Consider the following 13,523-nt stretch of genomic DNA (forward strand, 5'->3'; position numbering starts at 1 on the left):
GCGCAACCACCGGGCTGGACGGCGATGCGCAGGTGCATGTCGTCGCGCCCCTCCTGGTCGAGCAGCGCCTTGCCGGTCGCGCCCCGCGCAGCGCCGGGGGAGCGGCCAGCAGCCCGACCAGCGCCACCGCCGCGAACCCCGGCATCCACGTGGCGTCCGCGACGAGCAGCACGGCGACACCGCCGACGCCGGCGCAGGCGGTGACCACCCGGCGCGTCAGCGGCTCCGACGCGCCGGGGGAGAACGGTCGCACGAGCGCCCAACCCGCGACCACGGTCACCGCGCCGAGCAGGAGCAGCCGGAGGAGGGTGAAGCCGAGCGGCAGGCCGACGGCGCCGTGGTTGTGCACGGGGTCAGGCCGAAGCGCCGACCGGGAGCGCGCAGGCGCACCGCATCTGCGAGCGCTCCTCCGGGCTCGGCCGCATGTGCAGCACCATCGCGACGACCATCGGGATGAAGACGACGGTGTTGTAGAACAGGTGCAGCTCCACCCGCGGGATGACGAGCTGGATGATGCTCGTCGGGGCGGGCCGGCCGAGCAGGTTCGTGCCGACGGACGCCTGGATGATCAGCAGCAGGTGCTCGATGTGGTGCCAGAACTGCAGGCCCAGCGCGATCGTCCACCACGTCTTCGAGCGGCCCACGAACCCCTTGCGCAGCGCGAACAGGAACACCAGCATGACGAGCGCGTAGCCGTAGTGCATGACCTCGGACGTGACGAGCCACGGGAACCAGAGGCCGAGCACGCCCTTGGCCTGCGGGACCGGCCAACCGAGGGCGTAGATCTGCACCGCCTGGGCGATGTGCTCGGCCCAGTGCCCGAGCACGATCACGGTGAAGATCAGCAGTGCCGGCTTGTGCCGGACGGTGTTGAGCGGGCCACCCACCGCGTGGGTGTGGGCATGTGTGTCGACCATGGCTCCTCCTGCTGCGCCGGTCCCGACCGGGTCGATTTCCCCGTGACCAGCGACGATATCTGGTTTCGCGCGCGCCAAGAACGCCTCCGTGCGGAATCGCAAGCATGGAGAAGTCCGGTGCTCCACGCGGCGGTACGGTCCTCCCGCCGGGTCCGCGCGACGACGAGCGTATTGCCTTCCGATGTGCTTTTCGTCTTCCCAATTGCGCTCGTGCGGTTGCCGCGTCGCCAGGGCGTAAGTCCTGGTGGGAGGGGGTGTGCCGACGGCGGGTGGAGTGCGCTCCGGCGGCTCGAAGAATGATCGACAAGTGTCGGCGCGACGATGGGGCAATCCGGAAGAAGCACCGACGACCGGTTCGTGCTAAAAGCGCGCGGAGCGCGTGGCCGACCGGGGGGAACCGCCACGGACGGGTGACGTGGTGGCTATTCCGCGTCGGATGTCCGGACTTCTGTGAGGAATGCTCGTCATGTGCCGGGGTTCCCGGCTAGGCCGCCGGGCGGGGGGAGGGGAACAGCGTGAGGAACCGCGCCACCACGGTCTCGTCGCCGTGCACCTCCAGGGCGCCGGACGCGATCGCCTCCGCGAGCGTGTGCCGGCCGGACACCACGTTGTTCAGCGTCACGGTGTCGGTGCGGATCGACGCGTCCGGCTCGGCGACGGGCCGGCGTTCCACGGTCAGCCCGTCGGGTGTCACCTGGGCGAGGAACCCGTCCTCGCCCAGGTGCACCGCCAGGTCGGCGACCAGCCCTTCGGCCCGCCCGGGGTCGAACAGGGACCGCAGCGCGAGCATCAGCGAGTCGACGCTGATCGGCCCTTCGCCGCGCAGCCCGTCCGACCGCGCGCCCCACCTGCCCAGCAGGGCGATGATGGGTTCCAGCTCGCGGCCCCACGGCGTCAGCTCGTACACCCACGCGGCCGCCGGCGGCGGGAGCCGGCGACGGCGCACGACGCCCGCCTCGTCCAGCTCGCGCAGCCGCTGCGACAGCACGTTCGGGCTCGCGCCCGGCAGCCCGGTCCGCAGGTCGGTGAAGCGCTTGGCGCCGAACAGCAGCTCGCGCACGACCAGCAACGCCCAGCGCTCGCCGACGAGGTCGAGCGCGTGCGCGATCGGGCACCCGTCGTCGTACCGGCGCTTGGTCGTCACGACCACCAGTCTAGGCCGAGGTGATACGGGTTTCACACCAGTTGGTTGCTTATTAGGACCAACGTCGCTAGGCTGCGGGGTCACGACGTCGAGGCGGACCGGGGATCCGGGGGGTGCCGGCGACCGTGACCGGACGGGTCGCGCTCGCGAGCCCTCCGGGTCGGGCTCCGTGCCGATGCCGCGCTCCGGCCGCACCGCGGGACCCCCAGCCCGTGCCGGCGGAGCGTGAGGGCGGCGCACGGGTCCTTGCCCGGGCCGGTGACCGCCTCCCGCGCGGATGGGTCTGGTACCGGCCCATCCGCGCGGCTGCCCTCGACCGCCGTCCACTCCGGACCGCGCCGGCGGCGTTCCCGCACGGGCCGGTCGACGCGGCGCACCGCCGGTGTCCTCTGTGGTGGCGCGTGCCCCGACAGCCCTTGGCGCACTTTCGATGCGCGTGACGCGCGCCACACCCGTCCCCGGCTCCGGAGGTCGCCCCGCCCGCTCCGCCGGCGGGGTCCGGGAGGTCCGCCACGCGGGCCCGTCGTGTCCGGAATGGGCGGACGCCCGCCCTGCCGCCGGGGCCGCGCGGCACGCCGGCGAATCCTGCCCCGATATCGTCCGGCGAGCGGTTGAACGGTGGTCCCGCGACGGCGGGAATTCCGCCTCCCGGCGCGGCCGGAAGTCGGTCGGGCCGCGCCCGCGGGCGCCGGACGGCACATCTTCGTGATTGCCGTATACCGGTCGAAATCGGACGCGCCGCCCTCGGTCGATATCGCCGTCGCCGAGGGCCGCCGCTCGGCGCGCACCCCGTCCGGACCCGTGACCGGCGGGTCGGACGTTGTCACCCGAAAGGCGCATCAATAACGTCGGCCGGTAGCCGAATATGTCTTCCGTGGTGGTCGGAAATAGACTCCGACCACGTTCGCAAGATCGTCGGGAAGGTGCGGGGGTGAGCGCGTGCGAGGCGATCCATAACGCTGTCAGCGCTCCTTGCGCGGCTTGTCGCGGCCCTGGTAGCTTGCCAAAATCGGGGGTACTGGGGCCGCTGGGGGTCACTGGGGGTTGTGGCGCGGGGATGCGCGCCAGTTCTGCACCGCTCGAAGGTCGTCCGGCGCGCCGGTCGGACGACGGTTTCAGCTTTCATTACATCTGCGAATGGGGGTCGTAGTGGAGGACGTAATAGAACGGGCGGTAGGCCGGGTCATCGACTTCATGCACGAGAATCTCGGTGAGCAGTTCACGATAGACGACATGGCCCGTACCGCCATGTACAGCAAGTTCCACTTCTCCCGGGCATTCCAACGGGTCACCGGGGTGTCACCCGGTCGATTCCTGGCCGCGATCCGGCTACAAGAGGCCAAACGGCTGCTGGTGTGCACCTCTTTGGCCGTGACCGACATCAGCCACCGAGTCGGGTACACCAGCGTCGGCACGTTCAGCTCGAGATTTCGCAGCAGCGTCGGGGTGTCCCCGACGACCTACCGGCAACTGGGGGGACTGACTCCGCCGATCCCCCTGGCGCGCCGGGGTTCCGACGCGCGCACGTCCACCGTGCAGGGGGAGGTCCACGCCCCTTCCGGGAGCGCGCCGGGAATCATCTTCCTGGGGTTGTTCCCGGACCGGATCCCGCAGGGGAAGCCGGTCCGCTGCTCCATGCTCCACCGGCCGGGTCCGTACGTCCTCACCAACGTGCCGCCCGGCACCTGGCACCTGCTGGCCCACTCCGTCGCGCTGGGGCAGGAGTCGTTCCTCGGCGAACGCCGCTTCCCGCAGGACCAGGCGCTGAACGTGGCGTCCTGCGGCCCGGTGTCGGTGCGGGCGGGCGCGCAGGTCAAGGACGTCGACCTGAGCCTGCGCCCGATCGGCACGCTCGACCCGCCCGTCCTGCTCGCGCTGCCGTACATCCGCACCGTCGCGCTCGACGCGGGCGCGGCGAGCTGACGGACGGCGCGACCACCGGAGGACCTGCCGCCCGCCGGACGGCGGGTCCTTCCCACGTCCGGGGTGCGGGATCCCGCACCTCCGACGCGGCCCCGGGAACAACGCCGAGCGCGCCGCGGCCCGCTCCCGCGCCTCCCGCGAGGCCACCCGTGGCCCCGGAACCCGGTCACCGCCGTTGCGCACCGCCGAAGCGATCCGCGTTGTGACCGAAGCCACGTTTGTTCTCGTGACCGCCGAACGGTCCGGTCGCGCACCGCCGATCAGCGCACGGACCAGGGCGGGAGCGTGCCCGCGAGGCCGACCGCGCCCCGTGCGGCGGTAACTCGAACGGCCCAACGAACCGCCTCGCGCTTCGGTAGGCCGTACCGACCGTGACCGGCGGGACGGCCCGCCGAACCGCCCCGCGCAGCTCCGCGGCCGGGTCGGCGACCCCCGCGAACCGCCACTCCGCGACCCGCGGAACCGCGCCTCGCGCCGGGCGGTGGTCGGGCGGCCGAACCCCTGAACCGGGCCCCACACCCGACGATTGGCCGGGGGCGAGCCCTCGAACCACCCTTCGTGCCCGGCGGTGGCGGGGGCGGCCGAACCCCTGAACCGTTCCCACACCTGACGATGGCCGGGCGGGCGAGCCCTCGAACACTCTTCGTGCCCGGCGGCGGCGGGGCGGCCGAACCCTCGAACCACCCCGGACCGCCCCTCGCGCCCGGCGGTGGCGGAACCCCCGCACACGACGGCGGCCCGTCACCGCGGAGGTGACGGGCCGCCGGTCGGTCGGTGCGGCGGTCAGGTGGTGACCACCGCGCCCTGCTTCGGCGCGCCGTTGAACGCCGGCTCCGCGGCGGGGGGTTCCACCGGGAGCGCCCGCTCGGCGGCGAGCGCCTTCAGCGCCTCCTGCTCGCGCCGGTGCTTCTCGATGAAGTGGACGGTCCAGTGGAAGCCGCCCCGGATCAGGCAGACGATCGCGGTGGCGAAGAACAGGCCGTACGCGATGCTCATGCCCATCAGGACGCCGTACACCGCCGCCACGCCGCCGCCGAACGCGATCTGGGCGGCCGGTTTGGACGGTGAGGTGCCCGGGTCGGTCACCATGTAGTTGGTGTAGAGCACGAACGCGATGCCCGTCATCATGCCGAGCCCGGCCGGGATGGAGACGTCCAGCACCATGCCGCGGATCACGGCCTGGAGGGCGAACCCGACCAGCCACGCGATGATCAGCCACAAGCGGCCGGTCAGCATGCCGTTCAGCATGGTGCCCGCGCTGAGGATGATGAGCGGGATCAGCAGGTCCCAGAACGTGCCCACGTGCTCGCTGAAGTGGTACGGCGGCGCGACCGACGCCCAGGGGAACACCAGCAGCACGACCGCGATGCCGAAGTTCGACGGGTTCATGTAGTGCCGCAGCCGGCCCTTCACCGGCGCGCGGAGGACCCACTTCGCGCCGACCGCCACGACCACGCCGAAGATCATCACCCAGACCTGGTCGTTGACGTAGGTCAACATGTTCACCGCCAGGGCGGTGATGTGCGAGGGGTAGAGGAACTCCACCATGCCCTTCAGGCCGCGGCCCGCGTAGCGGGGCGTGCGCTTCTCCTGCCGCGCGCCGATCCACTCCAGGCCGATCTCGACGGTGTAGGCCGTGGCGAGGGCGATGAACGGCCACAGCCACGCCTGCTCGAACCCGAGGACCGTGTAGCCGAAGATGTTGAAGACGCTGATGGAGATCGCGAAGTTCCTGAGTGCCTTGGTGACCTTGGGGTCGTGCCGCGGCGGGCCGGCTGCTGCCGTGGTCTCGGCCATGTCCGTCACTTCTCCTTGGCCTGGTCGCCGAGCTGGATGTCGTGCCAACCCGGGTTCAGTGTCATGTCCTGCTCGTGGATGTCGCCGTCGCGGTCGCGCCACTTGACGTGCGCCTGCACCGGGCCCGACTCGGAGCCCAGTCCGAAGTGGACCTCGTGGCTGCGCTTGCCGGAGTGGCCGCTGCCGCCGTCGACGCGGTTGATCTGCTTCTTGCCGGACGCGGTGGTGATCGTCACCTGCGCGCCGATGACGGGTGAGCCCGCGCCGCGGAACGCGCCCTCGGACCGGTTCTCCTCGTGCGTGAGGCGCAGGCCGAGGAAGTCGTTGCCGGTGGTCGCGGTGTTGCGGAACAGGACCGGGTCGGACCACTGCCGGGACACGGCCATGTCGAGCTTGCCGTCGCCGTCGATGTCGCCGGTCGCGATGCCGCGGGTCGGGATCGGGGCGGCCAGGCCCAGGTCGGCCGACACGTCGCTGTAGAAGCCCTTCTGGTTCTTGGCGAAGAAGTGGAGGTGCTGGTTGCCGCCCACGTCGTCGCCGGGGCCGACGATCGGCCACCACATCGGGTTGTCCAGCAGCGCGTCGTTCGCCGTGGCCAGCTCCTGGAGCTGCGGCCAGCGGTTCACGTCGCCCTTGACGAAGCCGGTGGCCTGCAGGACCTCCAGCTCGCTGTTGTTGTCGAGGTCGGACAGCTTCACGTCCCAGCCCCAGCCCGACCAGGCGAGCTGCAGCGGCGCGCTCTCGTCCTCCCACACCGCGTCGCCGTCCTCCAGGCTGGAGGTCACCCGGTTCAGGTTGTTCTCCGTGCTGAGGAAGGCGAAGTGCGACTCCTCGATGCCGAACGACGTGGTGATGTTGCTGACGTACATGTCGTACACCTGGTCGCCGTTCAGGTCGCCGAAGTCGACGCCCATGCCCTTGAACGAGTCGATGCCGACGTTCTTGGACTTCGGCTCCATCGGGCCCTTCGAGCCCTCGACGACCTCGAACTTCAGCCTGCCCGGCGTGGACATGTTGTAGAGCAGGCGGTCCGGGCCGAAGTCGTTGCCCACGTACAGCTCGGGCAGCATGTCGCCGTTCACGTCGTTGGAGCTGGACGCGAGGGCCCAGCCGCGCGAGACCTCCAGCGGGAACGGGTCGGACATCTCCCACTTCGGGGTGCCGCCCGAGACGCCCTTGGACAGGAAGATGTAGTCCTCGCCGCCGTTGAACCCGGCGGACATGGAGTGGTTCATCCACACGCCGCTGTTCTTCGACGGGTCCAGCACCGGGCCGTGCGGGAAGTAGTTGCCGATGAAGATGTCGTCGTGGCCGTCGCCGTCGAAGTCCGCGACGGTCGCGGAGTTCGAGTTCCACTCCGGGCCGTCGTAGTCGCCGGACGCCTTGCCGGGCACCAGCTCCGTCGGCTGGTAGGTGTCGTTGGTCATGCCGGCCGCGTCGGGCTTGGCCAGGTGCAGGATCGGCGTGCGGCCCCACATGTAGATCAGCAGGTCGAGCCGGCCGTCCTCGTTGTAGTCACCGGGCACGCAGCCCATCGGCGCCATGACGTCGTTCATCGGCAGCGAACCGGGCGACAGCGCGAACGGCGCGTAGCGCGGCTGCTGGCCCGACTCCGGCGCCGGCGAGATGATCACCTGGTCGGTGCGCACGTCGACGAAGCACAGGTCGTTCGACAGGCCGTCGCCGTCGAGGTCGTTCAACGCGACCGCCGAGCCGACCGAGGAGATCCACGCGTTGATGTGCTGGTAGCGCTGGTTCACCTGGCGGATGGTCTGCTGGGTGTAGCCGCCGGGCAGGGCGATCGTCTCGGGCGTGAACCCGTACCGGGCCGCGACTTCCTGCCTCTCCTCGGCCGACACCTGCGGCAGCCGGGCCACCAAGAACGTGGCCGCGACGAGCACGAGTGCCATGACGCCGGGTAGTTGCCTGCGCAGCCAACTGGCTGTGGAGGTCACAAGCTGACTCCTTCCTGGTGGGCTGATTCCTCGGCGATGCGTCGCCGCCACGCCTCGGACACGGGTCCGGCGCCGTCGGGGACCGGCGGCGCCGGGTGCGCGTCCTCGGTGGATCGGGCGGCCTCGCCCGCTGCGCCCCCCGGCGCCGCACGGGCGTGCGGCACCCCGTGGCGCCACGGGGACTTCTCGATCGTGTCGGCGACGCGCTGGGCGTCGGACTCGCCGACGAACCACGGGGCACGGCCGATGTCCTGGTGGTCCAGGGCGCGCGGCCGGTGGACGACCGGCCCCGTCCCGTGCCGCGGCATGCGGGCCATCGCCAACCCGATGCCGTCCTGCACCGTCCAGCGGTGATCGGCGACGAATCCCTCCGGGGGACGCTGCGTGATCACCGGGGTGGCGAAGAACTGCCTCCCGGCGATCTCCGGCAATTCGCGCCGCATGGCGCGCAGTGCGTTCAACTCGTCTCCCCAGCTCGGGTGACGCCGTCACCGGACCTGCCAACGGGAAAAGCGTTGCAGAGCGTTCGCGGCGCTTGCTACTTCCGGCTTGCTCACGACGGGTAGCCGCGCGGAGGTCATTTGGTGACGCCTCGCAGGGTGTTGCGGTGCCTGCGGGCAACCCCATCCGGTCAAGTGTTTTCCCAGTTCAGGGCGGTGCGAACACTGTTTTGCCCGGTGAGTCCGGTGCTGTGTAGGTAGTATTCCACTACCGACTCACCCGCTCTGAACGCGGTCCTCCCGGTCGCTCCCGTTACATTTCCGTGCCCTGTCCCGGTCGCTTTCCATCGCCTTGGGGAAGTCGTTCCCCCGGTCGGTCGTCGGCGATTGTCCGTGAACCCGCGGGCCGTTGTTTCTTCGAACTTGCCCCACCTGCGCACGATGACAGGTGCGCCGCCCCACCGCGCCGTGCCCCGGCCGCGCGGGACGACGGCAAGGCATGAGTAGCCGCGCCGTCGAAGGCCGCGTGACGATCGGACCGCGCAGCTCCATCGGCGTAGCCGTGCCCGCGCCGGCCCGAGATTCCACGCCACCCCGGCCGACTGTGGTGAGTTCGTCCTCGTTTGTGCGTCGGAGAGCAGAGAGAAGGATCTCGCATGATCACGCTGGAGACGTTGAACCTCGAGATCGACGGGCCGACGGCCACGATCCACCTGAACCGGCCGGACAAGAAGAACGCGATGAACCCGCAGATGCACCGCGACATGAACCAGGTGCTGGACGAGATCGAGGCGGCGGGCGCCGTCAAGGCGGTCGTCATCACCGGCGTCGGCGACAGCTTCAGCTCCGGCATGGACCTGGAGGAGTGCTTCCTGCGCCCGTTCGACGACCCCCAGCTGTTCTACCGGACGAACCTGGTCGCGCTCCGGTGGTTCCAGCGCCTGAAGGCGTTCCCGGCGGTGACCATCGCCAAGGTGAACGGCTTCGCGTTCGGCGGCGGGTTCCTGGTGGCCGGCCTGTGCGACCTGGCGATCGCGGCGGAGGACGTGCTGTTCGGCCTCTCGGAGATCAACTTCGGCATCTTCCCGGCGGGCGGCGCGACCTGGGCGGCGGCGCACAACCTGCCGCGCAAGCAGGCGCTGTACTACATCCTCACCGGCGACACGATGACCGGCGCGGAGGCGGCCCGGCACGGGCTCGTGAACATGGCCGTGCCCGCCGACCGGCTCGACGCGGAGACCGACCGCCTGGTCCGCAAGATCGTGAAGAAGAACCCGGTCACGCTGGCGCTGGCCAAGCAGGTCTACGAGGGCAACCGGTCCCAGGACCTCCCGGCCGCCATCGACTACGACCAGGCGAAGCTGTGGGAGCTGTCCCGGCTCAGCGGCAACGAGTGGATCACCGTGGCGCTGCGGCAGTTCGAGAAGCGCGCGTACCAGCCCGGTCTGGCGACCTACGACCGCGAGGGGGTCGGGACGCCGTGACGTCCGCGCGGGCCGGGCAACACGTCAACGTGGAAGAAGTCTTGCCGGCAACCGCCGAATAGCGTGAGTGCGGATAGACCGGCGGCCGGAACACCGATGGCGTCACCCGCCGCCCCTGCCGGTGTCGGGTCTCGGCGGCAGCGCCACCCGGACAGTCCTGAGGAGATCTGATGACCCAGCTCAAAGTAGTCTCCCGAGCAGAGTGGTTGGAGGCTCGCAAAGCACTGCTGGAGAAGGAGAAGGAAGTCACCCGCGCCCGCGACCTGATCGCCGAGGAGCGGCGCAACCTGCCGATGGTGAAGGTGGAGAAGGAGTACCTCTTCGAGGGCCCGAACGGCAGCCGGCTCACGCTGCTCGACCTCTTCGAGGGCCGCCGCCAGCTCGTCGTCCGGCACTACATGTTCGCGCCGGGCGCGAAGGTGGGCTGCATCGGCTGCTCCATGCAGGCCGACAGCGTCGGCGAACTCGCGCACATGCACGCCCGCGACACCACGTTCGTCATGGTCTCCCGCGCGCCGGTGGCGGACTTCACGCCGTTCAAGGAGCGGATGGGCTGGACGATGCCGTGGTACTCGTCCTACGGCAGCGACTTCAACTACGACTACGAGGTCTCCACCGAGCAGGGCGAGTCGCCCGGCGTGAGCGCCTTCTACCGCGAGGGCGAGGACGTGTACTTCACGTACTCGATCTTCGACCGCGGCGGCGACATCTTCAAGAACTTCTACAACTACCTGGACATCACCCACCTCGGCCGGCGGGAGGACGAGCTGGAGCACCCGTGGGACTGGTGGCGGTTCAAGGACGAGTACGACGACGAGAACGCCGGCGGCCCCGGTGAGAACTGGTGGAACGGCACGAGGTACCAGTCGTAGCCGGCGCGGCGCGACGGCCCATCGCCCGGGTAGGCGGCGTGGATCGCCGACCCGGGCGGTCGCGCGTCCACCCGTCGGTGCGGGCCGACCGCGGCACGGCGCCCACCCCGCCGGCCCGGGACGTGGTCAGCGACGGCTCGTGACCGGCTCCTGGTCGGCCTCGACCTCCTCGACCCGCCGCTTGCGCGACGCGGCCATCGACGCCGCCACGCTCCTCGGGTCGTCGCCGACGCCGACCAGCAGGCTGTGCAGGATGGTGTCGTAGCAGCGCTCGGCGTCGACGGGGTCGATCAGGTAGCCGCCCAGCTCCAGGTTGACCAGGCCGTGCGTGGCGATCCACATCTCGTGCGCGATCAGCAGCGGGTCGCCCTCGCGGAACCGGCCCGCGCCGATGCAGCGGGTGGCGCAGTCCACGACGGTGAGCAGGGTGTACCGGCCGTACTGGCGGTCCTCGTCGGTGAGGGAGAACCCGGCGAGCGACTGCCCGCCGAACATCACCGCGTACAGGTGCGGGTTCGCCAGCGCGTTCTGCCGGTACGCGTGGCCCAGCACGGCCATGTCGGCCACCGGGTCGTCGGTCTGGCGCACCTGCGCGAATCGGCGCTCCAGCCGGGCGAAGCCCTCGTGCACCATCTCCCGGACCAGGCCGCTCATGCTGCCGAAGTGGGTGTAGACGGCCATCGTGGACGTGCCCGCCTCGGCGGCGATCTTCCGGGTCGACAGCGCCTCGGCGCCGTGCTCGGCGAGGAGGCGGGCGGCGATCTCGACGAGCGTGGCGCGGGTCTCGGGGTCCAGCTTGCGAGGGCTCACCTTGACAGTGTTGCACAACGCCGTTATTCTTCGTGTAACATCGTTATGCCAAACGTCCGCCATTCGCGTGAAAAGACGCGGGTCCCTCCCGTGCCCGGATCCGGCTCCAGGGCTCTGTCACGGCGCTGTGCCGCACCGGGTGGGTGAGGGGGTTCCGGCAGGCCAGTGGCGCGTCGAGGGGTCGTCGTGCCGGGGTGGCGCGGTGCGGTCGAGCGGTCCTGCCGCGGCGCGGGCGGGGCCGCCGAACGTCTCCTGTGGACCGTTCGGCAACCCGAACCGCCGTGGCGGCACCGGTTCCCGGGTCGTGGCACGCGGGAACGCTCCGGTGCGATCGTCCACACCGGAGCGTTCCGGTTCCCGCGACGCGTCGTCGTTCGACCACGCCGGGCGGGCGCGGCGCGCACCTCCGATAGGGAACCTCCCCTATCGGAGCGGCGCGGTCGATCGGGACGGGGACGCCTCGACGGCGGCCCGGCCGCTGAGCGTCCGCCGCTCCACCTTGCCGACCGGGGTGCGGGGGATCCGGTCGATGAACTCGATCTGCCTGATCTTCTTGTACGGCGCGACCCGCTCGGCCACCCAGTCCATGATCTCCTGCGCGGTGACCGGCTCCTGCGCGACCACGAAACCCTTGGGGATCTCGCTGGACTCCTCGTCCGGCACGCCGACGACGGCCGCGTCGAGGACCTTGGGGTGGCGCACGAGGACGGCCTCCAGCTCGACCGGCGACACCTGCTGGCCCTTGTACTTGATCAGCTCCTTGATCCGGTCCACGATGACCAGCTCGCCGTCGGCGTCCAGGTAGCCCATGTCCCCGGTGTGCAGGAACCCGTCCGGCTCCAGCACCGCCGCGGTGGCCTCCGGCGCGTTGAGGTACCCCTTCATCACCTGCGGGCCGCGCACCAGTACCTCGCCGCTGCGGCCGCGGCCCAGCACCGCGCCGGTGGCCACGTCCACGATCTTGGCCTCCACGCCGGGCGCGGCGCGTCCCACGGACGCGGGCGACGTGCCGCCCGGCGTCTGCATGAACGCCACCATCGCCTCGGTCAGGCCGTACCCCTGGCCGATCTCGCACCCGAGCCGCTCCCGCACCCGGGCCGCGACCGACGGGTCGAGCGCCGCGCCACCGGACACGATCGACCGCAACGACGACAGGTCGAACCGGTCGACCAGGGGGCTCCTGGCCAACAGCACCGCGATCGTCGGCACGACGTACAGGCGGGTGATCCGGTGCTCCTCGATCGCCCGCAGGAACGTCTCCGGGTCGAAGCGCTCCACCGTCACCAGCGTCGTGCCCTGGTACAGGCTCGCGTTCATCATCATCGACAACCCGAACGCGTGGTGGAACGGCGGCATCGCCAACGCCTTGTCGCCGGGCTCGTTCGGCGCCACCGCGCTGGTCAACAACGCCTTCGCGATCATGTTGCGGTGCGTCAGCAGCACCCCCTTGGGCAGCCCGGTGCTGCCGCTGGAGTGCAGGATCGTGACCACCTCCTCCGACGGGTCCAACGCCGTCTGCACGATCGGCTCGGCCCGCTCCAGCGCCGCGAACGGCGTCGCGCCCTCCGCCTCGCCCAGCACGACGACCTGCTCGACGTCGGTGCGGTCCAGCAGCGCGCGCACCTTGGGCATCTCCTGCGGCACGGTCACCAGGTACCGCACGCCCGTTTCGCCGAGCCGGTCCTCCAGGTCGGCCGGGGTGTCCAGCGGGTTGAGCGCCGTCACGACGCCGCCCGCCAACGCGATCGCGTGGTAGGCGATCGGGTACTCCGGCACGTTCGGCGCGAGGATCGCGACCACGTCGCCGGGCCGCAACCCCAGCTCCCGCAACCCCTGCGCGGCCCGCCGCACCCGCGACACCAGGTCGGCGAAGGTGTAGGAGACGCGTCCGTCCACGTCCACCACGGCGATGCGGGATCCGTGCTCCTCGGCGTGCTGCAACACGAACGACGTGAGCGACGTCCGCGGTAACTCGACTTCCGGGCCGGCGACGATCATGACCTCACTCCTCCTGGTCGGTGGTGCGCGGGCAGGACGAGGAGTGCCGCCAGGGCACCCCGCGACCCCTCCTGGTCGCTGTCCTCCCCGACGACGGTGTCGGCTGGCCGGCGCGCCGGGGCGGTGCCCCCGTGCCGGCGCGGCCGGTGGTGCGGTGCGTGCTCCCGACCGGACCGGCCGGGG

Annotated in this window: 10 protein-coding genes and 2 pseudogenes; 3 read left to right on the top strand and 9 right to left on the bottom strand. The window is 70.8% G+C overall.

Going from position 1 to position 13,523, the window contains the following annotated elements; all coding sequences use genetic code 11:
• The 4 genes and pseudogenes from ACWEFJ_RS37025 to ACWEFJ_RS37040 all read right to left on the bottom strand — a co-directional run.
• Positions 1-149 (bottom strand): annotated as a pseudogene (locus ACWEFJ_RS37025) (iron-sulfur cluster insertion protein ErpA); the annotation flags it as partial.
• A pseudogene (locus tag ACWEFJ_RS37030) lies at positions 119-349 on the bottom strand (DUF6239 family natural product biosynthesis protein); the annotation flags it as partial. The pseudogenes ACWEFJ_RS37025 and ACWEFJ_RS37030, both read right to left, overlap by 31 nt.
• A 4-nt stretch (positions 350-353) precedes the next feature.
• The gene (locus tag ACWEFJ_RS37035) at positions 354-917 is read right to left on the bottom strand and encodes a hypothetical protein (protein WP_378086622.1); all 564 of its coding nucleotides are present in this window, start codon (positions 915-917) and stop codon (positions 354-356) included.
• 484 nt (positions 918-1,401) lie between these two features.
• A complete protein-coding gene (locus ACWEFJ_RS37040) occupies positions 1,402-2,061 on the bottom strand; it encodes a winged helix-turn-helix transcriptional regulator (protein WP_449716627.1) in 660 nt (219 codons plus the stop codon).
• Between the two features lie 1,149 nt (positions 2,062-3,210).
• On the opposite strand from ACWEFJ_RS37040, the gene ACWEFJ_RS37045 reads away from it, so the two are divergent.
• On the top strand, positions 3,211-3,984 hold the full coding sequence (locus ACWEFJ_RS37045; protein ID WP_378086629.1) for a helix-turn-helix domain-containing protein: 774 nt from the start codon (positions 3,211-3,213) through the stop codon (positions 3,982-3,984).
• 783 nt (positions 3,985-4,767) lie between these two features.
• Here the strand turns inward: ACWEFJ_RS37045 and ACWEFJ_RS37050 are convergent.
• The 3 genes from ACWEFJ_RS37050 to ACWEFJ_RS37060 are packed head-to-tail and all read right to left on the bottom strand — an operon-like array spanning position 4,768 to position 8,197.
• Positions 4,768-5,781 carry an enediyne biosynthesis protein gene (locus tag ACWEFJ_RS37050; RefSeq protein WP_378086619.1) on the bottom strand — a complete coding sequence of 338 codons (1,014 nt, stop codon included), beginning with the start codon at positions 5,779-5,781 and terminating at the stop codon, positions 4,768-4,770.
• A gap of 5 nt (positions 5,782-5,786) precedes the next feature.
• Positions 5,787-7,736, bottom strand: a complete 1,950-nt coding sequence (locus ACWEFJ_RS37055) for a CRTAC1 family protein (RefSeq protein ID WP_449716628.1) — start codon at positions 7,734-7,736, stop codon at positions 5,787-5,789.
• On the bottom strand, positions 7,733-8,197 hold the full coding sequence (locus ACWEFJ_RS37060; RefSeq protein ID WP_449716629.1) for a hypothetical protein: 465 nt from the start codon (positions 8,195-8,197) through the stop codon (positions 7,733-7,735). The genes ACWEFJ_RS37055 and ACWEFJ_RS37060 overlap by 4 nt, the downstream gene beginning before the upstream one ends.
• Before the next feature lie 635 nt (positions 8,198-8,832).
• Here ACWEFJ_RS37060 and ACWEFJ_RS37065 point away from each other — a divergent pair.
• Positions 8,833-9,660 (top strand): p-hydroxycinnamoyl CoA hydratase/lyase, encoded by an 828-nt coding sequence (locus tag ACWEFJ_RS37065; protein ID WP_378094496.1) that lies wholly within the window; start codon positions 8,833-8,835, stop codon positions 9,658-9,660.
• Positions 9,661-9,830: 170 nt separating this feature from the next.
• Positions 9,831-10,532: a DUF899 domain-containing protein gene (locus tag ACWEFJ_RS37070; protein WP_378094494.1), complete on the top strand. Its 702-nt coding sequence runs from the start codon at positions 9,831-9,833 to the stop codon at positions 10,530-10,532.
• A 126-nt stretch (positions 10,533-10,658) separates the two neighbouring features.
• Here the strand turns inward: ACWEFJ_RS37070 and ACWEFJ_RS37075 are convergent, their stop codons facing one another.
• Together ACWEFJ_RS37075 and ACWEFJ_RS37080 are read right to left on the bottom strand one after the other, a co-directional pair.
• Positions 10,659-11,342, bottom strand: a complete 684-nt coding sequence (locus ACWEFJ_RS37075) for a TetR/AcrR family transcriptional regulator (RefSeq protein WP_378094492.1) — start codon at positions 11,340-11,342, stop codon at positions 10,659-10,661.
• 423 nt (positions 11,343-11,765) lie between these two features.
• Entirely contained in the window at positions 11,766-13,340 is a 1,575-nt protein-coding gene (locus tag ACWEFJ_RS37080) for an AMP-binding protein (protein WP_449716630.1), read from the bottom strand.
• Positions 13,341-13,523: the final 183 nt, after the last annotated feature.

It is taken from the genome of Actinosynnema sp. NPDC004786 (genome assembly GCF_053601135.1).